The 22,168-nt window shown below is 50.5% G+C and carries 13 protein-coding genes and 1 pseudogene; 8 read left to right on the forward strand and 6 right to left on the reverse strand.

What is annotated here, in order from left to right:
• Positions 1 to 117: 117 nt before the first annotated feature.
• Together BM202_RS06005 and BM202_RS06010 are read right to left on the reverse strand one after the other, a co-directional pair.
• The gene (locus BM202_RS06005; protein WP_093824021.1) at positions 118 to 1,239 is read right to left on the reverse strand and encodes a carboxylate-amine ligase; all 1,122 of its coding nucleotides are present in this window, start codon (positions 1,237 to 1,239) and stop codon (positions 118 to 120) included.
• A gap of 343 nt (positions 1,240 to 1,582) precedes the next feature.
• Positions 1,583 to 3,304, reverse strand: coding sequence for a cryptochrome/deoxyribodipyrimidine photo-lyase family protein (locus BM202_RS06010; RefSeq protein WP_093824023.1), 1,722 nt, complete (start codon positions 3,302 to 3,304; stop codon positions 1,583 to 1,585).
• Positions 3,305 to 3,489: 185 nt separating this feature from the next.
• On the opposite strand from BM202_RS06010, the gene BM202_RS06015 reads away from it, so the two are divergent.
• Positions 3,490 to 3,888: a response regulator gene (locus BM202_RS06015; RefSeq protein ID WP_093824025.1), complete on the forward strand. Its 399-nt coding sequence runs from the start codon at positions 3,490 to 3,492 to the stop codon at positions 3,886 to 3,888.
• A 463-nt stretch (positions 3,889 to 4,351) separates the two neighbouring features.
• Positions 4,352 to 4,777, forward strand: a complete 426-nt coding sequence (locus tag BM202_RS06020; protein WP_093825134.1) for a response regulator — start codon at positions 4,352 to 4,354, stop codon at positions 4,775 to 4,777.
• A gap of 241 nt (positions 4,778 to 5,018) precedes the next feature.
• Here the strand turns inward: BM202_RS06020 and BM202_RS06025 are convergent, their stop codons facing one another.
• The gene (locus BM202_RS06025; protein WP_093824027.1) at positions 5,019 to 5,633 is read right to left on the reverse strand and encodes a response regulator transcription factor; all 615 of its coding nucleotides are present in this window, start codon (positions 5,631 to 5,633) and stop codon (positions 5,019 to 5,021) included.
• A 93-nt stretch (positions 5,634 to 5,726) separates the two neighbouring features.
• A complete protein-coding gene (locus BM202_RS06030) occupies positions 5,727 to 7,532 on the reverse strand; it encodes a sensor histidine kinase (RefSeq protein WP_177236513.1) in 1,806 nt (601 codons plus the stop codon).
• A 421-nt stretch (positions 7,533 to 7,953) separates the two neighbouring features.
• Between BM202_RS06030 and BM202_RS06035 the strand changes: the two genes are divergently transcribed.
• The 5 genes from BM202_RS06035 to BM202_RS36570 all read left to right on the forward strand — a co-directional run bounded on the left by BM202_RS06035 (position 7,954) and on the right by BM202_RS36570 (position 17,443).
• A complete protein-coding gene (locus tag BM202_RS06035) occupies positions 7,954 to 8,157 on the forward strand; it encodes a hypothetical protein (protein WP_093824031.1) in 204 nt (67 codons plus the stop codon).
• Between the two features lie 45 nt (positions 8,158 to 8,202).
• Positions 8,203 to 11,328: a reprolysin-like metallopeptidase gene (locus BM202_RS06040; RefSeq protein ID WP_093824033.1), complete on the forward strand. Its 3,126-nt coding sequence runs from the start codon at positions 8,203 to 8,205 to the stop codon at positions 11,326 to 11,328.
• 666 nt (positions 11,329 to 11,994) lie between these two features.
• Positions 11,995 to 13,827: a helix-turn-helix transcriptional regulator gene (locus BM202_RS06045; RefSeq protein WP_093824035.1), complete on the forward strand. Its 1,833-nt coding sequence runs from the start codon at positions 11,995 to 11,997 to the stop codon at positions 13,825 to 13,827.
• A gap of 123 nt (positions 13,828 to 13,950) precedes the next feature.
• Positions 13,951 to 16,692 (forward strand): FG-GAP-like repeat-containing protein, encoded by a 2,742-nt coding sequence (locus tag BM202_RS06050; protein WP_093824037.1) that lies wholly within the window; start codon positions 13,951 to 13,953, stop codon positions 16,690 to 16,692.
• A 526-nt stretch (positions 16,693 to 17,218) separates the two neighbouring features.
• Positions 17,219 to 17,443 (forward strand): hypothetical protein, encoded by a 225-nt coding sequence (locus BM202_RS36570; RefSeq protein ID WP_143100639.1) that lies wholly within the window; start codon positions 17,219 to 17,221, stop codon positions 17,441 to 17,443.
• Between the two features lie 321 nt (positions 17,444 to 17,764).
• Here BM202_RS36570 and BM202_RS06055 read toward each other — a convergent pair whose 3' ends face one another.
• Both BM202_RS06055 and BM202_RS38130 read right to left on the reverse strand, forming a co-directional pair.
• Positions 17,765 to 18,526, reverse strand: coding sequence for a M17 family peptidase N-terminal domain-containing protein (locus tag BM202_RS06055; RefSeq protein ID WP_218160520.1), 762 nt, complete (start codon positions 18,524 to 18,526; stop codon positions 17,765 to 17,767).
• A 26-nt stretch (positions 18,527 to 18,552) separates the two neighbouring features.
• A pseudogene (locus BM202_RS38130) lies at positions 18,553 to 20,001 on the reverse strand (alginate export family protein).
• 403 nt (positions 20,002 to 20,404) lie between these two features.
• Between BM202_RS38130 and BM202_RS06070 the strand changes: the two are divergent.
• Entirely contained in the window at positions 20,405 to 22,141 is a 1,737-nt protein-coding gene (locus tag BM202_RS06070) for a thiamine pyrophosphate-dependent enzyme (protein ID WP_093824045.1), read from the forward strand.
• Positions 22,142 to 22,168: the final 27 nt, after the last annotated feature.

Consider the following 22,168-nt stretch of genomic DNA (forward strand, 5'->3'; position numbering starts at 1 on the left):
TCCGCTTAAAATTGGACGACCGTTCAGGATCAAATCAGCATGATGCAGCCGCTCGGCATCAAGAAGAAAATCGGCTATCCACCTGATTTACGTAGTAAACGGTCAGTGGCTTCCTCATCACTTTAAAACTGCTCCAATGGCCGTTTCCCGCACCAGCAAATCAACTACATCCTCAAGCTTACCCCCGCGTTCATAGGCCGCTCGTTGCCGAGCCGAGCCGGTCCCTCCCTGGATAACCTGATCAACTAAGCTCGAAACTTCATCCCAGTCGTTATACGCTTCCAGAGCTGACCGAACATAGCTCAGAAATTGATAAATGACACTCGACGCGGCAACTGCCCGACCAGCCAGGGGATCGATCAGGGTTTGAGCCAGTCCATACCGAGCGGCCTGCCATTTAACTGCCTGTAAGATTTCGGGACGTATCGTCGGTAAAGCCACATTTGCTTCAGCCTCCAGGGCGCAGGTTAGGACTAATGCCCGAACCAGACCCGCCACTAAAACAGCCTCGTCGATGGTTAGACACACATCGGTGACGCGAAATTCCAGGGTGTCGAAATGCGACGAGGGGCGCACGTCCCAATAAATTTTTGATGCGTCGGCGATACTGCCCATAGCCGTTAAGTCCTCGATCAGGCGGTCGTAATCAGCCCGTGAATCAAAGAACTGAGGAATACCCGCTGTCGGCCAGCGCCCCCAGATTTCGGTTCGAAAGCTGGCGTAGCCCGTGTCGTCACCCAGCCAGTAGGGCGAGTTACTGGCCAGAGCCAATAAGGCGCCTAGCCAGGGACGGACCCGGTTCATCACCTGAATGGCCAGTTCCCGATCGGGGATGCCCACGTGAATATGACAACCAAAAATGAGTTGTTCCCGGGTGAGTTGCTGAAAGTCGGATTCCAGACCTAAGTAGCGTTCGGTGGGTGTCAACTGCTGATCCTGCCAGTGGGAGAAAGGATGCGTACCGGCGGCCACCAGCCGACTCTCCGATTTTTGGGCGGCTGCGATAACCTGGCCCCTTAACACCTGAAGTTCAAGTCGGACCTGCTGGAGGGTTTGGCAAATGGAGGTGCCAATTTCGATCTGAGACAGATAGAGTTCCTGGGTTACCTGATCGCCCAGGGTTTGCTGGGCGTTGGCCAGAACGGATTTCGCCCGGGAGCGTAACTGCCGGGTTTGGGGATGAATGATCTGATACTCCTCTTCCACACCAAGGGTGAAAGCTTCCAGAGAGAGGGCCATGAAGGTAATAAGTTAGGTGTGCGCTGAGTAAAAAATAGTTCTACAAGGGTAGCCAGTTTTGGCAAACCGATTCAAGCGGTGACAGCTATGAAACGTTCTGGCTTTATACACAATTAAAAACGGAGATTACCCTTTTTAGCCAGCCTTGGTTAAATGACTTTCCAGGCCTTGATTCTAAGTTACCGATGTGACGTTCAGAAGCGATGGGCCTATAGTGCCGGAGCGAATAAGAATACGTCGCATCATCGGTTGTCACAGGCTCGATCCGTAGTATCCGGGAGGGCAGCATAAAGAGGTGACTCATGCTTACATAACAACGTAGCATGATGAGTGTTCATGGTCTCTACATGAAGCCGCTTGACTGCCAAAGAGCCAGTTGGTTACGCGGGTATGGCCCCTTTGTTTCTGATGATGTAGCCGCCTGCTTCCGATTCTTACCCAATTGGCCCTCAGTCTCTTTTAGCCGATCCGAAGCTGGTAGGCTATGTTTGGCCAAAATACGGGCCTGCTCGCTCTGCCCCACGTCGGTCTGGCGGGGTTGATGGAGTAGGATGCGGGCCTGGCGGGCCATCACCGAAGCATCGATGATCGGAGCAGGGTAGTCGATGCCAATCTGAAAATGTTCCATCATCTGTTCCAGCGGTGGCATCGTCCACGGGTGATGAATATAGGCCACCGGACAGTTGGCTAACTCGGGTACCCACTGTCGGATAAACACTCCCTGCGGGTCATGGTCCTGCGACTGCTTGACGGGGTTATAAATCCGGACCGTATTGGTGCCCGTCATGCCCGACTGCATTTGAAGTTGAGCGTAGTGGATGCCCGGTTCGAAATCGGTAAAAAGCCGGGCCAGGTGCCAGCCCCCTTCCTGCCAATGCTGAAACAAATGGTGCGTTAGAAAGGAGGTAAGCATGGCCCGCATTCGAAAGTTGATGTAGCCTGTGGCAGACAGACAACGCATACACGCGTCGATGAGCGGAAAGCCCGTACGCCCATCCCGCCAGGCTGCGTAGTGATCAGGATTGGTGTTTTTGGGGAGAGCATCGAAAGCCCGGTTCACATTCTCAAACTCCATGCGATCTTCGCCCTCAAACTTTTGTATGAAATGGCAATGCCAGCGCATTCGGGAGGCAAATGCGCCGAACTGCCGTCCTACACCTACTAACCCCGGATTTTTGGTGGCCTGCTGCTGGGCCTGATACACTTGCCGGATGCTTAGACAACCCCAGGATAAGTAAGGCGACACGCGACTACACCCTCGTCGGCTTTCGAGGGGCTTAGAGATAGAGGCCGCATACTGCCCGATTCGCTCGCTAAGAAAGCTGATCAGGTACCGATGCCCGTTATGTTCTCCGCCGGGTTGAAATGAAGGGTTCGGCATTTGCCATGCTGTGGGCAGATCCGGGCCGCGCTCCGTCTCAAACCACGTACTGGATACATTGGCCGGGTACCAGCGGGCCAGGTCGGGATGCTGCTGGGGAGCTTGCATGGTCTGCTGCCAGTTGGCAGCCCAGGTTTCCCGGTTTTTCAGGCGTCTAATCACGCCATTATGCTGGAATTCATGCCAGCTAATTCCCTGCTGGTGGCAGAACCGGGCAACAGCTTTATCCCGGTTGTAGGTTACGGCCAGGCCGGTTTCTTCGTGGGAAAAGATCGTACCGATGGCAAACTGCGTCTGCAAGGCAGTTAGTACCTCAAGTACTTCCCGGTGAAATACCCAAACGGTGGGTTGACCCGTTTCGGGCTGGGTATCTTCCTGGTGATCCTCGAATTCAAACGGCAGCCACTCGTACACCAGATGGTTTGTTTCCGACTGGAAAGCGGGGGGCGCGGGCAAAGTTGCCAACTGCTGATTGATGTCGGCCAGGCACTCGTGCACGAACCGCCAGTGGCGGAGATCGTAATTGGGATCGGCCATCAGAGATGGTTCGAAACAGTAGAGTAGGAGTAGGGGACGTTTGGACGCACGCTGTCCCATCGCAATAGCTGCCTGGAGGGGAGCGTGGTCGCGCAGGCGTAAATCCCGCTTGAACCAGAGTACATTAATTGTAGGGCGGTTAGGCATGGAGTCAAAGTTTGGACAACCATTTGGCAACTAGTAGTGCTTGATGAGTATCGCTGAGATGCTTTGAACGTAGTAATATGATGAGGTAATGGTGTTGTCTGATAGATTTAAGTTATATCATAGCGTACAAGTCTGGAACCCACTGACGCAGTTGATTGTTTACTGACCAACTCCATCGTTTGTCGATGCCTCAAGCCAACAACCAACATATTTTTGTAGTCGATGATGACGAAGACGATCAATTCCTCCTTCGTCAGGTCCTGATCCAGTATACGCCCAACACGTCAATTCGGGTATTGACCGATGGCGAAGAACTATTAACAGCTCTGACGGACGAACAATCCCTACCTGATTTGGTCCTACTGGATTTAAATATGCCTAGAATGGGCGGTTTGGAAGCCCTTAGGCATATTCGGGCCGACCCTACATACGATCGGTTGCCCGTTGTCATTCTGACCACCTCGGATAGTGACGGTGACCGTCAGCAAGCTTATGACCTGAAGGCTGATGGCTATTTAGTCAAACCGGGTACCCAGCAACAGATGAATCAGCTGATCCTGACCGTTAAACGGCAGTGGTTATAACGCCTTTTTCGTAGTCTGTATCTGACCGTGCGAAGCTCTGATTAGTAACGTATCACGCTATGTAGTAAATACATAAAAACAGGCAGGATAGCGTATCAGCGCGAAACAGATTGTAAGCGAGGAAGCTTAAGCGCACGATTGTATACTACAGGCAAGCTGTGGGTAGAAGCCTACAAAATTGGGCAAAAAAGTCGCAGCCCTCCACGAATATAATTTTGTGAATATTGAATTAATATTCTGAAAATGAGGCAATTGATTTTTGGTAATTGAGTTGGCACAATTTAGGTTCATAAAAAAGTACACGGGTTTTATCGTCAGTTGTTGGCTGCTTATCGAGTTATCAAGCTGCTCTGCTTTAGATTGAATACCGGTTTACTCAACGTTACGAAAAACAGAAAAACTTTGAAAGCTCGGTATTGAACCGGGCTTTTATTTTACCATTTATTCTTAAAGCATGGTAGCCATGGACGAACACCCTATCATTTTTATTGATGCTGATGAAGATGATCATGATATGTTCAAGCAAGCCCTAGCGGAGTTGGCCCTCCCTCATCCCATTTTACTGTTCTCCAACTGCCAAACGGCTTTGGACTACTTGACGACGAACGCTGAAATCCCATTTTTGATTATTTCCGAAATCAGTATGCCGGGTATGAGTGGGTTAGAACTTCGTAAACAAATCGATCAAGATCCTGTACTACGTCGAAAGTGTATTCCCTTTATTTTCATGACGAATCCGGTGGAAGACTACCTGGTGGAAGAAGCTTACGAGTTGACGATTCAAGGGCTGTTTGAGAAAAAAGAAACGTTTGCTGCCTGGAAAACTCAGTTAGGCTCTATCATTGCTTACTGGACGGAGTGCCATCATCCCAAACGATTTAATAGGTAGGACTTATTCCGAAAGTATACTGATTTCAATTGATAGGGTCAAGCTCAAAGAGTCTGATGTTACTTGTTTTATTTGCATCATGTTTATCAAAAAAACTCATCAACGTACAACCGGGAGCGTGTGCACCCCGCGTTGAACAGGCAGGGAATACGCCATCTTGACCAGTCGCAACCGCGTCGGCTCCCTACTTTCACCTAACAGTGTATCATGACCAGAAAAATATCCTTGCTTTTTCAACAGCTTAAAGGCTCTGTAGAAAATCATAAAACGCCTGTTTACTGGTGAGCTTTAATTTGGCGTTAATGTTTTTGCGGTGTGTTTCCACCGTCAAATAGCTAAGCCCCAACCCCTGGGCGATTTGTTCCGTCGTCTTTCCGTCTTTAAGGCCCAAGACGATCTCAAACTCTCGTTTGGTCAACTGGTGTTTTAACGCAAAAAAATCGTTAACCGTACTCGCTTTCTGTTGGTGGCCCACACTCAGGATACGATCTCCCGCCATGATTTTTTGTAGACTGGCAATCAACTCAGTGGACGGAATCGTCTTAGCCAGATACCCGTCTACATTGGCCGCCGTAAACAGGTTGAGTTCTTTTTTTTCAGCATACATGCTGATGATCACGATGCGCGGTTTAGGTAGTAGGGTTTTCAATTGGGCGACCACCTCCAGACCATTCAGATGAGGCATGTTGTAGTCAACTAATATCAAATCCGGAACCATACGCTGACAGGTGTACATGGCCTGGCGGCTGTCATAAACCTGTGCCACTACCTCAAAACAATCCGACTCCTTCAGGATCAGCGCCAGTCCGTCATTAAATAAGGCGTGATCGTCGATAATAACGGTTCTATTATTCATCGAATACTATTTTTTACTGGCTGTTGCTGGTTTGACTGATAGCTGGTTGAGAGAATATCAACTTTTTCTACTATCCTTTTCTATATCCACTGGTCAACCACCCAGGGGTGTTTCAATGGTGACCGACGTACCACTAACACTACCATCAATGGACAGTTTCAGCCTGGCCAGCTCAGCCCGTTTATACATATTAGCCATACCAATACCACTGGTTGGCTGATTGGGCGTATACCCGATTCCGTCGTCTTCTATACTCACCCGTACTACGTCCTCACTTAAAAAAGCCTGTATGGTGACCTCTTTGGCCTGAGAATGCTTGACAACATTGTTAAGCACTTCCTGCACGATCAGGTAGATACCCTGCTGTTTGAGTAATGGTAACTGATTGATTCTCTTTTCTGTGTAATCACTGTAAGCAAAAGAAATCGTGGAGAAATCATTGAACCGCTCGGCCAGATCCTCCAGCTTTTCGTCCAGCGGTCGATTATCATCTTTGACCAAGTTGTGGCTAATCACCCGGGTTTCGTTGATGGCATCCAGAATCATGTCCCGGGCGACCTGTATCCGGGGCTCCTTCAGGTTCAGGTACCCCAGTGCGGAAGCCAGCGTATTGCCTAACTGGTCGTGGAGGTTACGACCGATCTGCTCGATCTCGGACTTTCGTAGCATCTCCAATTTCCCCTGCACCAGCCGGATTTTCTCCTCGGTCATTTGCTGGCTTATCAGTTCCCTGCGGAATAGGGAAACGATCAGATAACCAAAAAGAAGCAGGTAATAAAATGGCTGAAAATAGGAGTAGCTAAGGGCCGGGCTATCCAGCACATACGTCCGATAAAGGATGGGAACAAACACCAGTGTCGCCGTAATCAGCAGGTACTTTTCCCGCTTTACACGAAACCCCAGCATCGAAATATAGAATAGCCAGCCGATATTCAGGGTCGTCAAAATAAGACTGGCATTTGTAACCATAGCATTCGTGGTCCGAGTGAGCGGAAACAGGAGCAATCCCATGGGTATCAGGTTGGCCCCCACTAAAAATAGCACGGCGTAGCGGTGCCATCGCCCATACACGTTGAGGCTTTTGATATACGCCACGCCGAAGGTATGGAACAGACAGTTGGTGGCGAATATGATGAAGAGTCCGATTGAATTCGCATTCAGCCCCAGCCAGGCCGGAAAAGGGAAGGCATCAAAAAAGTAATTGTAATTGAGTTGCCCCAACCCAATCGGGAAAACATAGAGGCCAAAATAAATTAGCAGCCGGTGTTTAAAGATCAGGCCGAGGGAGAAAACCGTAAACATAAAAAAGAACGCGCTCGACAGAGCGACCAGCCGGATACTCTCTTCTTCATCCCGCTTGATGGTAAACTGTTTTTCGGTCGAAAGTGCAATTGTCAATTCATGGATACCTGTGCTACGTCGGCTTCGTAATAACAGACCCGCGCTATCGTGCGGTGCCAGCTCAAAAGGCAGGGCGAATGCCCTGACCGGAATGGCCCGCTGCACCAGCGGCATACGGCGGAATAATGTCCCTAGGTGTACCAGTTCCCGCTGCTGGCCACGCAGTAAAAATGCGTCCAGTGTATCACAGCGATTATGGTCCAGGTCGACGATCATTTTTCGAGGCAGGTTCGATGGATTGACGAGGGGCAGGTACACCCAGGCCTCTGGATGCGCGTAAGCCGGGCCAATCATCACCTGTTGGGGATCGACGTTAGGCAAAAAATCGGCTGACATTATTCCCGAAATTGTCAGTAAAGGTCGCTTTTTATTCACGGGTACTTGGTAAACCAGCACCCTATTGTTGACAGATGTCGTACTAAACTGGCTATCCACGACCAACGGTCTGGCCGGATGAGCCGTCGGTCGTCTGTCAGGTTGCCCATAAAGTTTGCCCATGCAGACCATGCCGATCAACGTAGCAAGTAGCAGCCCTTTTCTGGTGCTGATGTGGACAGGGTTTCGTTTGATGGATCTACAGGTTTACTACCGGAACAGGACCGCCTTTCACAAAAATCATTGTTGTGCTGCAAAGATCACCTCAATCAAAACGTAAACATATACCTGTCATCAGGTATAAACTAATCGGAAAGTAGTCTGCTTTTCATGAAAAAAGGTACCTATCTACCTGCTACCAGGTATGTTCTCCCCAAAAAGACTGGTCTAAGTTTGCATCCCAGTTACATCAAGTAATAAAAAATCCGTCTTTCTACTCCACTTACCAGCAAAATGTGAGGGACTGTGCTGCAGCGCAGTGGCTCTATCAGATAGGGACTTTACAACTCACTCCGTCAGGGAACCATACAAAACCCAGTAGACAATGAAACAGCAAGACTCCGTGAATGAAGGCCCAAAGAACCGGTATCCAAAACAGGCTATTCTGGTTGACGATTCATTTAAGCGTTCTTTGGCGCTCTACCGTCGGCGCGTGTATGAACAATATGGTTCCCTGCTTATGCTCGATGTTTCGGATGAACAAGAAGGGGTAACCCCACACCCTTACCAGCAACCCTTTGATTCCTGATTATTTATACGTCCTCATTTGCCATAAACTGAATCTCAATATTTTATGAGTCGAATCTCTAGCTTCGCAATTTTCACAAAAAAGAAGATTACCGGATTTCTGTTGCTGCTCACTGTACTAGGTAACAGCGCCTTCGCCCAGTCTCCCTTTTTCCAGGCTGTGTCCCAAAAGGCAGATCCCGCCTTTTTTCAATCGGCTCCAACCTACTTTAGTCACGTAAACCTGTATGAAATCAACGTAGCGGGCATTCGCCAGCAGTTAGCCAGGGCACCCCTTGAAAGTCAGCGCCAATCACCTGCTATCCCGATGCTGGTACCCATGCCCGATGGCACTTCAGAAGTATTCAATATAGTGGAGAGCCCTTTACTGGCCCCTGCCGTGGCTAAACAATTCCCGGATATCAAAACCTATTCGGGGTATGGACAGAAAAATAAAAAGGCAACTATCCATATAAGCCTGACGTCAGGTGGATTCAACGCGATTATTCTTAACACTGACAAAGGACCTGTATATATCGAAAAAATACAGGGAACCAGCAGGACTGATCGATACCGTAGTTACTACACGAAAGATGCCATTGTACCTCAAACAAAAACGGGTAATGCTACGCGTCCCCATTGTGGAGCGGTAGGGGTGATGGGCCTGACTCCTGTTTTAAAAGGTGGAGCCAGGGCGGCTGCCAATATAGGCATTGGCAACAACATCGTGGGGGCTCAGTTTCGCACATTCAGACTGGCTGTGGCGGTTACTGGCGAGTTCACGCTGAAACACGGTGGGCAAATGAGTGCCTTCAATGATATTGTGGCCTACATCAGCCGGGTAAATGCCGTATACAAGAATGAGCTGTGTGTTAACTTCTCGCTGGTCAGTAGCACAAATGTCGTATATACCAACCCCGCCACTGACCCCTACACGGGCAACAGCACCGATGTTATGTTAAACGAAAATCAGCCGGTGCTGGATGCCCAAGTTGTTGACGCTAACTACGATCTGGGTATGGTCGTTACGGCCACATACCCTACCGTATCGGGAAACTCATCAAGTGGTGGCGGTATTGCTGCACTCCGGTCGTTGGGGCAAACGGGAGAAAAAGCGAAGAACGCGATGGAAGAAGGAGATTGGCAGGCAGATGGAACCGCTTATTCTCAGACCTATACTGACCAGGTGTTTGTCCACGAAATCGGCCATCAATTCGGGATGCAACATACGTTCAACAGCAATCTCGGTGCCTGTAAAAGCAATGGCACTGTCGAAGGGGCTGTGGAGCCGGGAGCTGGTACAACGATCATGAGTTACGGCTACACCTGCGAAAACACAGAGGCAGGCAAAGGGCCAATCGGAGACGATAATTACGGTCCCTCAGGCTTACCCAATGGCCCGATCCTCAATTTTCACGCGGGCAGTTTTGCACTGGCCACTCAATACATGGCCACGATTCCCAATGTGGGAACAACTGTCCCAACCGGTAATACACCTCCGGTCGTTGCCGTAGCCACTACGTCCTATACCATTCCCAAATCCACACCCTTTTCCCTAATGGGTTCCGCCACCGATGCGGATAACGATGCCCTCAGCTACAGTTGGGAAGGAATCGATATCGGGACTACCGCCACGCCGGACCCCACTGTATTTACTGATCCAACGAAGCCGCCATTTTTCAGGAGTTATGCGCCTTCAGCGACAGGGAATGTGCGTACCTACCCCATACTTTCTGCCATACTGGACGGCAGCAACGTAGTCAAAGGCGAGAAATTACCTGCTGTATCTTTTGCTACGACGCACCGGTTAACCGTACGGGATAACAGCGCCAAAGGGGGAGGTGTCGCCAGCACCGATGTTACCGTAACGATAGATGGTAACACAGGCCCCTTTTTAGTCTCCAATGACTGGCAGGGTACCTTTGCCGGCAACACGACCCAACCTGTAACCTGGAGTGTAAATGGCACCAACACCACTACCCCTAATGTGAAAATTTCATTATCGACTGATGGTGGGCAAACATTTCCAACGGTTTTACTCGCCAGTACGCCCAATACCGGCACGGCCAATATTACCGTACCGAATGTTGCTACGTCTACGGGCCGGTTGAAAGTAGAGGCCGTTGGTAATATTTTCTTTGACCTGTCGAACAAAGATTTTTCCATTATTCCGGCTACTTCATCAGCGCCTGTCCTCAGCGGTCTGGTGAATGCAACAACCTGTTCGGGCGTAGCGAGTGCTACCCAATCATTCAATGTAACGGATAATGACGTATCATCGGTGAATCTGGTGGCCAGCAGTAGCAATACGGGGTTGGTTCCCGTAGAGAACGTAGTGATAGGCGGCACAGGATCGAATCGAACCATTACGGTGACGCCCGTTGCCGGACAGAGTGGTACGGTTGTCATTACCCTGACTGCAACCAATAGCACAAGCCTGACCGGTAGCGCCAGCTTTAGCTTACTGGTAACCAGCCCACCCACTCTCAACGATCAGCCCGCCAGCGCCACAATTACCGCAGGCCAAAGTGTCAGTTTTACCGCAGCTACTACGGGTGATAACCTTACCTATCAATGGCAGATAAATACCGGTAACGGCTTTACAAACCTGACCAACGACCCAACGTATTCGGGGGCTAATTCGGGCACATTAACGGTATCCAACGCAACAACGGCCCTAAGCGGTTATCAATATCGCCTGTTGGTCAGCAGTGGGATCTGCTCTGCAACGTCTGGAGTAGCAATGTTGACCGTAAATGGAAAACAAGCTGATCTAACCCCGATCATCTATACCACACCTTCATTAACTTATGGGAATACGCTCATCAGCGTAGTGGTAGATGTCTTCGAGGTCAACGGCGTCAGTACAACGGCTCCGGTCACGGTTAGGATCAGCCGGGAATCACGTTTAACGCTTGGTTTCGACCCGACAATCACGACTCTGGGCCTTAAGTCAGTGAATAATCAAGCCTGGCGTTTCGATGGTACGAATCCGGACTATTACGAATTAACTACGTTGCCTAATCAGTTTATTACGGCAGGAAGTAAGCTGTCGTTCGGATTAAGCGGAACCTTACAACTCAACGCCACAAAGGGAGCTTTGGCCATCACGGTGGTAAGCACACTACCCGCAGGAATGGAAGCCAGACTCACTAACAACAGTGACGCCGACAAACTCGAATACTTTCCCTGACGGGTAGGGCCAAAGTTAAAACAGGACTAGTATTGGCCGACATTGTTTCCAAATCCTGATCGCTGATTCATGACTGAAATAAAGTGCTAAATAAGGCTTAGTATGTTTCGTTGAGCACAATAAAAGAGCTAAATGATCGTTTTTCATTCATTAAGCGTCTCAAGCCCCGATGGTCAGCCATCGGGGCTTTTTTTTTGCATGCCGGTAAGGCTCATCTTGGAATGGCTTATCCTTGAACGAGTCGGCCGTTTTTGAACGGTCATAAACAATGCTTAAAAAAACTTATGTAACAGATTTACAGGCTATTACATAGTCAATAAGTTGAAACGACTACCTCTTAATGGATGATGTAGGTGATTCCAGGCCAGTCAAGCTTATACAGTCTGTAAACTATTATCGAAGCCTGTAAGAAAGCTTAATAAACGACGGCTATCAGCAGATACGAAGTCATTTTCAACGACACGTCAGGCCTTTTAACTAATCCGGTTTAGGGAGCCAGGACTATAAAAAGCCCATTAGATGCCGGTTTTTCATGATGTAGGTAAAACTAGTTTATACAGACGGGCCGTATATATATCGGTTACAATTCGTAGTTTATCCAATGTTTTAGCAGACCAGCCGTCTTTTAGGGCATTTGGTTAACTCTGTTTTAGTTAAGACGATTTCATGGCTACTCGTTATATCTGTTTATTACTTCTTAGTGTATTTTATTCATTATCTGTATCAGCTACTCCATTCCTGCATCAACTAGAAAAAGCAACGCCCGCCCGGCGGGTGATTCTGCTGTTAAATCAGTTTGATACCTCCGTAGTCGTTACCAAAAACCGTACCTATGCCTTTCGGCTGTTGAATGAGGTTGAGGATCTGGCGAAAAAAAACGACGATGATCAACTGACCCGCTATAGCCGGTATTTAAGAGATACCTACGCTAAAAATACGGCTATAAGCAACGCCCAGAAAGCCGCCCTGTTTCTGTCGGTCGGCAAGCGGGCCGCCGAAGATTATGACCCGCAGATTGCGGCCGTTTGCCAGCACTTTGCCGGACAGTATTATTTTCTGAATGAAGAATACGGCAAGGCATTTGAGTATTTACTAAGTGCTAACAAAGCGTTTCGGGAAATTGGTTATCAGCACATCCCCGAAATCAGCCGGTATCTTTACGAGCTAGCGTTCGATTATCATTACTTCAGGGAATACGATAAAACCATTCGTTTACTGGAGCAAGCGATCCACTACCCGCCCTTCAATTCGAACCTGGCCATCCAAAGCTATAATACACTGGCGCTGGCGCATAACATGCTCCATTATACCAAGACGGGAACCGACGGATCAATACTGGCCGAACGAAGTTTTCTGAAAGCCCGTCAAGTAGCCATATACTACGGAGATTCGTTGTGGGTAGGAATTATTTCCACCAACCTGGCCAATGAGTACGCATACCAGAAGAGATGGTCTGATGCACTGTCGCTATACCGCGTGGGGTATGACCTGATCCGCCGATTCGGCCAAACGCGCGAATTGCCCGACGGGGCGGCCCTGCGGATCGGTAATGTGTTTTTTCGCCTTGGTCAATTAGACAGCTGCCGTTACTACTTAGAACGAACCACTCAGTTTCGTCAACAAAAAAGAACCCGCCAGTTTGCCTCGAATCTACAGGATGAATACGGCACAGTAAACTACTATGACCTGTCCCGGCTCTACTACTATGCAGTTGGTAATTTGCCCCTTGCTTATGAATACCTGGATAGCCTGACGTTTCTGAAGGAACGCATTAACAAACGCTATAACTCGGAACGCCTATCGCTGGTCAATCAACGGCTCATGATTCAGCAGCACCAGTCGGAGGTAGCTGCTATCGAAGTCGAAAAAAAGACCCAGCGAACACTATTTTGGCTGGTAGCCACCGGGCTGGCGGTACTGGCCGGGCTGTTTTTACGGCTCTATTCCCTCAGTCAAATCCGACGCCGACAGGAGCGGGTCATTGACGCGGAAAAGGAAAAATCGCTACGCTTAGAAAAGCAATTAATCCAGGAAGAACTAAGCCGGGCCAAAGCTGACTTAGCGGGCTTCATGCACAACCTAAGCCAGAAGGAAGCCCTTATCGATACCATTACTGCCCAACTGGCAGACCACGCTATCTCAGAGACGACTAACCCTAAGGCCCACCCAACCGCCGATACCCACCAGCATTTGGTTAACTCCAGCCTGCTGACCAACGACGACTGGGACGAGTTTCGCCAACGGTTCGAGCGGGTGCATCCTGGTTTTTTCTGGCAATTGAAAACCCAATTCTCCGATCTCAGCCCCGCTGAAGAGCGACTGCTGGCCCTTTCTCAACTCCGGATAGATTCCCGGCAGATGAGCCGGATGCTAGGCATCTCGCCTGAATCGCTCCGTAAAACCCGGTATCGGCTCCGCAAAAAACTAGGTATTCACGGGGATTCTCCGCTGCTGAGCCTGCTGAATGAACCGCAGGGTACGTTACATTTGCCTGACTAACAAGTGATTATAGCGTTGTCCACGCGTTTGTCCACGCCCCAAAATAGGGCTTTCATGGTTTATGCACTTCTTTTGACGTAGTTAAACTAAGCTAGTGCCTGAACTCAACGCGGATCTTACGTTATGAAACAGCCTATTCTTGTTACCTCGCATTCCTGCTTTTCTGTTACGTCGGCTTCCACACCTGATCTTCACCGCCTGCTGCCTCCGGCCCGGTGGCGGCAATGGCTATGGCTGTGCCTCCTGGCAACGGTTCCCCTGGGCGGGTGGGCGCAGTGCTTTCTGCCTACCACCTATGGCTTGGGGCAGCGAGTAGATGACCCTAAAGATATGGCCCTGGCCGATATGAATGGGGATAACCGGCTCGATATCATCACCGCCAACGCTGGTTCCGACGACGTGACGGTGCTGCTGGCCCAGGCCGATGGGAGCTACGTACCTACCAACTATAGCATATACGGCAACCAGTCAAGGTTCGAGGTAAATAGCCCTAAGGCGTTGACGATCGCGGATGTAAACGGGGACAATCGACTCGATATGATCACGGCCAATGGTAGCAATAACGTGACAGTGCTACTGGCTCAGCCGGGTGGGGACTATCTGGCCACTAGCTATACCAGTTCAACGACTAAGCCTCGTGAGATGGCGGTCGCGGATATAAACGGGGACAACCGACTCGATATCATCACGGCTAACTTTGACGACGTCAACGTGACGGTGCTGCTGGCCCAGCCTGCTGGGGGCTATGCGACCACCAACTATGGGATCGGCGCCAGGCCAAACGATGTGGCCATTGCCGATATGAACGGGGATAACCGACTCGACATCATCACGTCGAATCCGCTTGAGCATTCAGTTACAGTGCTGAAGGCCCAGCCCACCGGAGGTTATGCCGTCTTCAACTACAGCGGTTTGTCGGAGGGCCCTACAGGGGTAGCCATTGCCGATATGAACGGGGATAATCGGCTCGACATCATCACCGCGAATAGCAACAGCAGCGTGTCGGTACTGCTGGGCCAGCCAGCTGGGGGCAACGACTATGTGGGTACAAACTATACCGGTTTATCAGCCAGCCCCATGGATGTGGCGGTCGCCGATATAAATGGGGATAATCGACTCGACATCGTCACCGCCAACGCTCAACTCGCCACCGGTCAACCCGCCAATGCGACGGTGCTGCTGGCCCAATCCGGTGGGAGCTACGTGCCTACCACCTATAGCGTGAGTAGTTTTCCTTTTCGCGTAGCCCTGGGGGATCTCAACGCCGATGGTCGGCTGGACATCGTCACGGCGAATGGTTACTACTATGACGTGACGGTGCTACTCAACACGCCGGCCACAACCATTACCCGACAACCTAGTAGCGGGGCCTCGGCGTGCATTGGTACTACCGTGACGACCTCCGTTGGTACCAGTGGGGCAGTGGGTACCTACCAGTGGTATCGAAACGGTAGTGTGGTCAATGGACAGGTCTCAGCTATGCTTAGCCTGACCAACGTGCAGCCCGCCGATGCGGGCAACTACTCGGTAGTGGTTACCAGCTCTTGTAACAGCGTCACCTCCACCACCGCCTTCAGTCTGAGCGTGACACCCGCTAGCTCCGATGTACCACCTCTGGTGAATCTCTACAATAGTGCGGGGGGGGGCAACTGGACTAACAAAACGGGTTGGCTCAGCGGCTGCTCGCCCTGCGGCTGGTATGGGGTGACCTGTGATGGCAACGGCCGGGTGACGGGGCTTAATCTAATCAATAATAACCTCGTCGGTACGCTGCCGACCAGTTTGTCGGCCCTTACCAGCCTGAAAAGCCTCGAATTAGGGGCCAATGCCTTGACGGGCGGCATACTCTCGGGCATCGGCAGCCTGACGGCCCTGCAAACACTCAACCTCAGCCGCACCCAGTTGGGTGGCACCATCCCCGCAAGTTTAGGCCAGCTCACCCAATTGCAGAACCTGCTGCTTAATGAGAGTGCGCTTACCGGTACGCTGCCCGCCAGCCTGGGCAACCTCCCCCAGCTCCAGAACCTGCAACTCTATACCAACCAGCTCAGCGGCTGCTTTCCCGGCAATTATACAGCCTTGTGCAGGCGGGCCCAGATCAGCTTTTCGGGCAACCCCAACCTGCCCGGTGGGGGTGACTTTGCCGCCTTCTGTAGTACTGGCACCGGCAGTGAGCTGGTCATCAGCCAGGCCCCCAGCTCGGCGACGGCCTGCGTGGGTAGCCCTTTCAGTTTCTCGTTTGTGGCCCGGGGGGCCGCCAGCTACCAGTGGTACCGAGACGGACAGCGGCTGGCCGAGTCAGGTCCGGTGCTGAGCTTATCCAGCGTGAGTGCGGCCGACGCCGGCACGTACCAGGTCTACATCAACTATGCCTGCCGGCCTGGGGCCGTTCAGTCGGATTACTTTACGTTGACGGCCCGCACGGATGGCAACTGCCCGGCCTCCGACCTGGTGCCGTTGCTGTATGTAAGCCCCGGCCTGGTGTATGGTCCCAGCTCAGTGAGTGTGGTCGTGTCGGTGGTCAATGTGGGCGCCCTGGCCACTAGTGGGTCCATCACCCTACGAATCAGCCGGGACCCGATGCTGCTCTTAAGTTTACCGGCTAGTGCCACGACGGTTGGCGCTCGGACGGTTCAGAACGGGCAATGGTCGCTCGACAGCAGCAACCCTGACGTCTATGTACTGCGCACGCGTCAGGTGATTGGGTCGGGTAGTCAGCTTTCGGTGGGGCTGGTGAGCAGTCTGGGGGTGGGCAATACGCGAGGTCGGCTGAGTGTGAGTGCGGTTATGGAGGGTGGCAGTGGGGGGGAAGTACAGGTCACCAACAAACTGGACGCCGAAACGATCGACTATTTTAATAAATGACGACTACCGCCAGCTGGCCCCTTGGGCTGGCGCCGAGTTTACGTTCCTTCTGCGCTGGTATGGCCTGTTTCTAACTTCGCTATAGCTAGCTATTGTGGCTGCTGCAAGTAGGTATGCTCCCGGCAGCCACCCACTTTTTCGTGGCCTCGATTTGGCCGGGCAGCCAGGATTTATCGAGACTTAGTTCCTGACTTAGCCGCGTCGGAACTAATGCCTGGTGGCGACCCTGTATGTCAACCGGGCCGCTGTCAGCGGGGAAAAGTAACCTCTCACCAACTACGTTGATGGTGACTAAACAACCTATTTCGGGAATATTGAACAAGTCTGTTCAAGGCTCGTGCTAGAGTTAAATGGTATAAGGCTGATTGCTACTAAGAAGCTTAATGCCTGCGAAAGGAGATTTCAGTTGAGTTCGCACCCTAACCCTTTATTCTGCACCTAAGGACAATGATCCGCTTAGCCGAGTAGCTCGTATTGGGTTTTTGCGACTAGTAGATTTAAAAAAGGCTACAAACGAAGAAGATTGATGAGACGGACCAAAGTGCGTTTACCCTTCCTGTTCCTGTTAGTGATGCCGGTACTTCCTTCCAATGGGGTCAGTGTGACTGTGCCCAGGCGGTTTTTGCCCGACCAAGTCTGGGCTACAAATGGTCGATTAAATCAAGTTCGAGTCGATCAATTTTCTCCCTATACGGGCGAGAAGAGAAATCTGGAATGGGGCGAATGGCTATTCATTGTTGAAAGGCAATAAATCGCTGGTATAGATGCCAGAAAACAGGGTCTAATGATCCGGATTATAGCCTGTTGTAGCCAGCTAAATGGAACTACTTATCGCTGCGTATCGTGTGTTTGCTGGACTAATCGGAGGGGTTCATGGACGATTCTAAAAGACAATAGCCCATTAGTAACCTATTAATTTACAGGGGCTTTTAACAAAGTAATTTATTTTAACCACCCTTTTATTGGACGAAATTGGCTAAAGCTGTCCATCTCAAGTTGTCCTCGGTATTCAAGGGTGCTTACATATTTGCGGGTTTTCAGTTTACGTTCAATCATACTCAGTAGCTTAGGTTCAATTTTGAGATAAGTTAATCAGTGCATCGGTAAGGCCCTGTTTGGTAATGTCAAAGAAGGCTGGGCCAGCCAGGATTGTCAGTTTTCGAACGGGCGATGGCGAACTAAGCTTATGTTGATATAAGTAAAGTTGGGTCTGGTATGCCGCCGACAGCCCGTCAATTATTTGTTTGGCAACCTCTGTTGTAGGGGAATCAATGCCAGCATCTTTCAGGTCGCTGGCTTGCGAGTAGCTGTCGACACCGAGCCGACTGGCTTCCCGATAACCTACTGTTGTGACTTGCTTCATGAGTTCAGGCGTAAATTTAGTACGGTCACCTAGACCTATCAACAGCAGCTTTGTCGCTGGAATTACCCCTGGCGATGGGGTGATCAGCAACGTTTCGAGGGCATGTCCTTGAAATCGACCGCTTTTGCGAACCTCCGTAATGAGTCCGTGTAAAGCTTGATCTAAATGGACCATACCATTAACCGAAGCGGGCAGGGCAGGTGGTGAGTTAAATATATCGCCTTCGGTGTACTCAAATAAACAGGCAATCTGCAAGGGCGTTTTTTGACCGGATGGGCCGGCAACTTTTAGCTCCACCGCTACGGTATTGCCAACTTTACCAATCGTTTGGGCTGTGCCTATAGCGGTTGTGCCACCAATAGATTTAGTGTTTTGCGCTGTAACCGCGCTAAATGATCCTGGCACGATCAGTAAGAAGCTAAAAAATAAGTGTACCGGTTGTACAGACAATGACATTCGTGAATAAGTCATACGAATAGCTAGTTAGGAGTAATTAATTAAAAATATACCTGAAGCCGAACATTACTGAACAGGCCGGATTGATCGGCTCCTAAATCCCGCAGAAAGGAACCGATTACAGACCGCTGTATACCGCCACTGAAACTAATAAAAGTATTAATTTGGTATGTAGCCTTTAGTAGATAAGCCGTGGCGATATATCGGCTATCTGACCCTACTGCTCCCTGGCGAAAACCGCCACTAGGCCGGTAGATACCATCGCCCAGAGAATAGCGCCAATTACAGATTACTTCGGCTCCAAGAACCAGTTTGCTGCTAATACCCACATTTAAATAGGGATGCACATCAATGAGGTTCGCCGGACCAATTTGCGGATCGAACCCGAAATACCCACCTTTCGGATAAAGCGCGTTAAACGTTTGAAGCTTGTCATCTCCCGCCTGGTGGTCTCCGCTAATCACATCAGTTCGGAGCCCGAGAACGGGTCGCCATTGCCGAGACGTATTAAGGTTAAGGGTATAGCTAAGGTCAGATGACAACGTCCAGGCGATAATTGACTGCTGGCCAAAACTACCCCATTGAAACGCTCCTTCCAGATCATGCGTGAACCGGCTGCCAAGTCGTCATAGCCGAGCGCCCACCGTATGCCGTGTTTCAGTGGCCTGACCATCTTTATAAATGGCACGTGGGCGGAACACCCCCAGGTAATACCAATCCAGATGATTCGTTGCATCTTGCCCTTGTCGAGTAGCATAAATGCCCCATAAATTTATCTGACCACTCCGGTAGTTATCTAGTAGGCCGGGGGGTACCTGAATCGACTGCATCAGTAGCGCATCCGCCTGCCAGCCAGTACCAACGTATCTGATCGTTAAGCCGTCGAACGATAGCCGAAGGTTAGGGCCATCGCGAACGGAAATGAAACGTTCTGAACCGTAATTAATCTCTTGCCGCCCAAACCGCACCCGAATGGAGGATGACTTATTTGCGTTACCAATCGTGTAATCGGCGAAGAGGAGTTGAACGTTTAACTGGTCTTCATCAATGGGGCGGGGGCCTGTTCGCCGTCCCTGTTCCAGACCGCTTCTTAACTGACCAAATACCCTTAACCGCCATCCCAGATGTATATCTGCGTGAAGCTGGTAGCGCTGAAGCCAGAACGTTACATTTCCTTCATTTCCTTCGCCCCAGTCTTCACCGCCAAACCGAGCTATCTCCGTCCGCGCTTCGCCACCCAGGGAGAGATACGCTTTCCGGTTGGTGCTCAGGGGAATAAATTTCACTCGTTCATAAGCATTGGTTCGTAAGGAGTCAGTTGCCAGGTAGGCATACGTTTCATCAAAACGCAGCTCTTTAAACGGTGCTATTTTTCGAACGGCTGGAGATTGGGCCCGGATCGTTTCAATCGTTAAGGCGATGGCAACCAAGGATATGATCAACCAGGAATAGGTAAGCCATATCCTTTTGTCATTGTTCATCTCGGGCATGTTTAGCTCGTTGTATACCCGGCTGGTGTAGATCGTAATCGCCAAACCGGTAGGCAAATATACTGGACGTGCGAACTACGAAAGCGGTACAAAATGAGGGTATTGCAGTAAAAATTGAGGGGTTTACTGAGGTCCTACTCCGCTGATCAAGCCTACATAAGAGGCAAGCTGCCTGGCCAAAAACCACGCTTTTTACTGCAATACCCTCAATTTGTACCGCATCGATTGCATGGGTAATCGATAGGTTTGTACCGGCAATCCTAGGAGAAAAATGTCGCTGGATTCAACTACGTCTGAGGGAGTACCTAAACATATTTACTGAGAATGGAGCCATTCGAGTTAAACGTGGAGGCCAGTCAGGCAGCCTACGACGGAGCTGATTACAAACTAATCAAATAACGGAATGGCTAAAAAGATAGCGGATCAACTTGTTGACATGCTGTTCGAAAACGGCGTAAAACGCATCTACGCTGTAGCAGGTGATAGTCTCAATGAACTAAACGATGCCGTGCGCCGAAACGGTAAAATCAAATGGATACACGTTCGCCACGAAGAAGCGGGTGCCTACGCGGCTGCCGCCGAAGCCGAACTGGAGGGATTAGCCTGTTGCGCCGGTAGCTGCGGGCCAGGGCATGTTCATTTGATCAACGGGCTGTATGATGCCCATCGCTCCGGCGTTCCGGTCATTGCCATTGCGTCAACGATAGATACATCCGAATTTGGTACCGATTATTTTCAGTCCACCAATACCATACGGCTATTTGACGATTGCAGTGGCTACAACCAAATCGCGACCACGGCTACCCAGGCTCCCCGTATGTTGCAGGCGGCCATTCAACACGCGCTTCACGTGAAAGGTGTGGCCGTGTTCGGACTCCCTGGTGATGTAGCCGCTCTGGACGCTGTGGAAAGTCCCAGCGCCATGCACAATTACCGGACTGAGGTGGTGATGCGGCCTACCGACGCCGATTTAGTGCAAGTTGCCCATTTACTTAATTCAGGAACCAAAGTCGCCATTTATTGCGGCATTGGGGCCGCTCAGGCACACCAGCAGGTCATCGCCCTGGCCGCTTTATTGAAGGCACCCGTCGGTTATTCGTTCCGGGGTAAGATGGGCATTCAATATGATAATCCGTACGAAGTAGGCATGACCGGGCTGCTGGGCTTGCCCTCCGCTTACCACAGTATGCACGAGGCCGATGTCGTTCTGTTATTAGGGACCGATTTTCCGTACACACCCTTCATGCCGGTCAAAAATAAAATCATTCAGATTGATGAGAAGCCGGAACGGCTTGGCCGACGGGCCAAGCTGGCCATGGGCCTTTGTGGTAAAATCAACGACTCGCTGGTCGCTCTTCTGCCCCTGATCAACGAAAAGGTAGATGACAGTTTTCTAAGAGCCCAACTGAGCTTGTACGATACGGTGAAACGTCACTTGCATACCTATGTAGAGGATGAAGGCGGTACAAACGCCATTAGTCCGGAATTCGTAGCCGCTTCAATCAATAATCTGGCCAGCGACGACGCGATTTTTACGGTCGATACGGGTATGTGTTGCGTTTGGGGTGCCCGCTACATACAGGCCACGGGCAAACGACGCTTGTTGGGTTCTTTTAATCATGGTTCCATGGCGAATGCGATGCCCATGGCCATTGGGGCGTCACTAACGTATCCGGGCAGACAAGTCATTGCCTTCTGTGGCGATGGGGGCCTCTCTATGCTATTGGGCGATCTGGCCACGATCCAGCAATATCGTCTGCCGATAAAAGTGATTGTGTTTAACAACCGGGCGTTGGGCATGGTCAAGCTGGAGATGGAGGTGCAAGGGCTGCCGGATAATGAAACCGATATGGTAAACCCTGATTTCGCCTTAGTGGCTCAGGCCATGGGCTTCAAAGGCATTACTGTTCGTCAACCTGCCGACCTGAATAAGGCGTTAACCGAAGCGTTTGCCGAAGAGGGGCCGGTTCTGATCGATGTTTTTACGAATCCAGCTTCCTTAGCGATGCCCCCAAAAGTAGAATGGGATCAGGTCAAAGGGTATACGCTGGCCATGAGCAAACTCATGCTGGGTGGCCGTATGGACGAGGTACTGGATACCGTGAAAGCTAACTACAAGCATTTATCAGAGATAGTATAAGCGATAGCCCGCTTGAACCTATGATTC

The sequence above is a fragment of the Spirosoma endophyticum genome, assembly GCF_900112365.1.
GTDB classification, from domain to species: domain Bacteria; phylum Bacteroidota; class Bacteroidia; order Cytophagales; family Spirosomataceae; genus Spirosoma; species Spirosoma endophyticum.

What these genes read in the sequence shown, in the direction of transcription:
- BM202_RS06015 (WP_093824025.1), top strand. Translation starts at nt 3,490, where the DNA reads ATGCCTCAAGCCAACAACCAACATATTTTTGTAGTCGATGATGACGAA.
- BM202_RS06055 (WP_218160520.1), bottom strand. Translation starts at nt 18,526, where the DNA reads ATGACTTATTCACGAATGTCATTGTCTGTACAACCGGTACACTTATTT.
- BM202_RS06040 (WP_093824033.1), top strand. Translation starts at nt 8,203, where the DNA reads ATGAGTCGAATCTCTAGCTTCGCAATTTTCACAAAAAAGAAGATTACC.
- BM202_RS06045 (WP_093824035.1), top strand. Translation starts at nt 11,995, where the DNA reads ATGGCTACTCGTTATATCTGTTTATTACTTCTTAGTGTATTTTATTCA.
- BM202_RS36570 (WP_143100639.1), top strand. Translation starts at nt 17,219, where the DNA reads ATGAGACGGACCAAAGTGCGTTTACCCTTCCTGTTCCTGTTAGTGATG.
- BM202_RS06025 (WP_093824027.1), bottom strand. Translation starts at nt 5,633, where the DNA reads ATGAATAATAGAACCGTTATTATCGACGATCACGCCTTATTTAATGAC.
- BM202_RS06005 (WP_093824021.1), bottom strand. Translation starts at nt 1,239, where the DNA reads ATGGCCCTCTCTCTGGAAGCTTTCACCCTTGGTGTGGAAGAGGAGTAT.
- BM202_RS06010 (WP_093824023.1), bottom strand. Translation starts at nt 3,304, where the DNA reads ATGCCTAACCGCCCTACAATTAATGTACTCTGGTTCAAGCGGGATTTA.
- BM202_RS06030 (WP_177236513.1), bottom strand. Translation starts at nt 7,532, where the DNA reads ATGGGCAAACTTTATGGGCAACCTGACAGACGACCGACGGCTCATCCG.
- BM202_RS06035 (WP_093824031.1), top strand. Translation starts at nt 7,954, where the DNA reads ATGAAACAGCAAGACTCCGTGAATGAAGGCCCAAAGAACCGGTATCCA.
- BM202_RS06050 (WP_093824037.1), top strand. Translation starts at nt 13,951, where the DNA reads ATGAAACAGCCTATTCTTGTTACCTCGCATTCCTGCTTTTCTGTTACG.
- BM202_RS06070 (WP_093824045.1), top strand. Translation starts at nt 20,405, where the DNA reads ATGGCTAAAAAGATAGCGGATCAACTTGTTGACATGCTGTTCGAAAAC.
- BM202_RS06020 (WP_093825134.1), top strand. Translation starts at nt 4,352, where the DNA reads ATGGACGAACACCCTATCATTTTTATTGATGCTGATGAAGATGATCAT.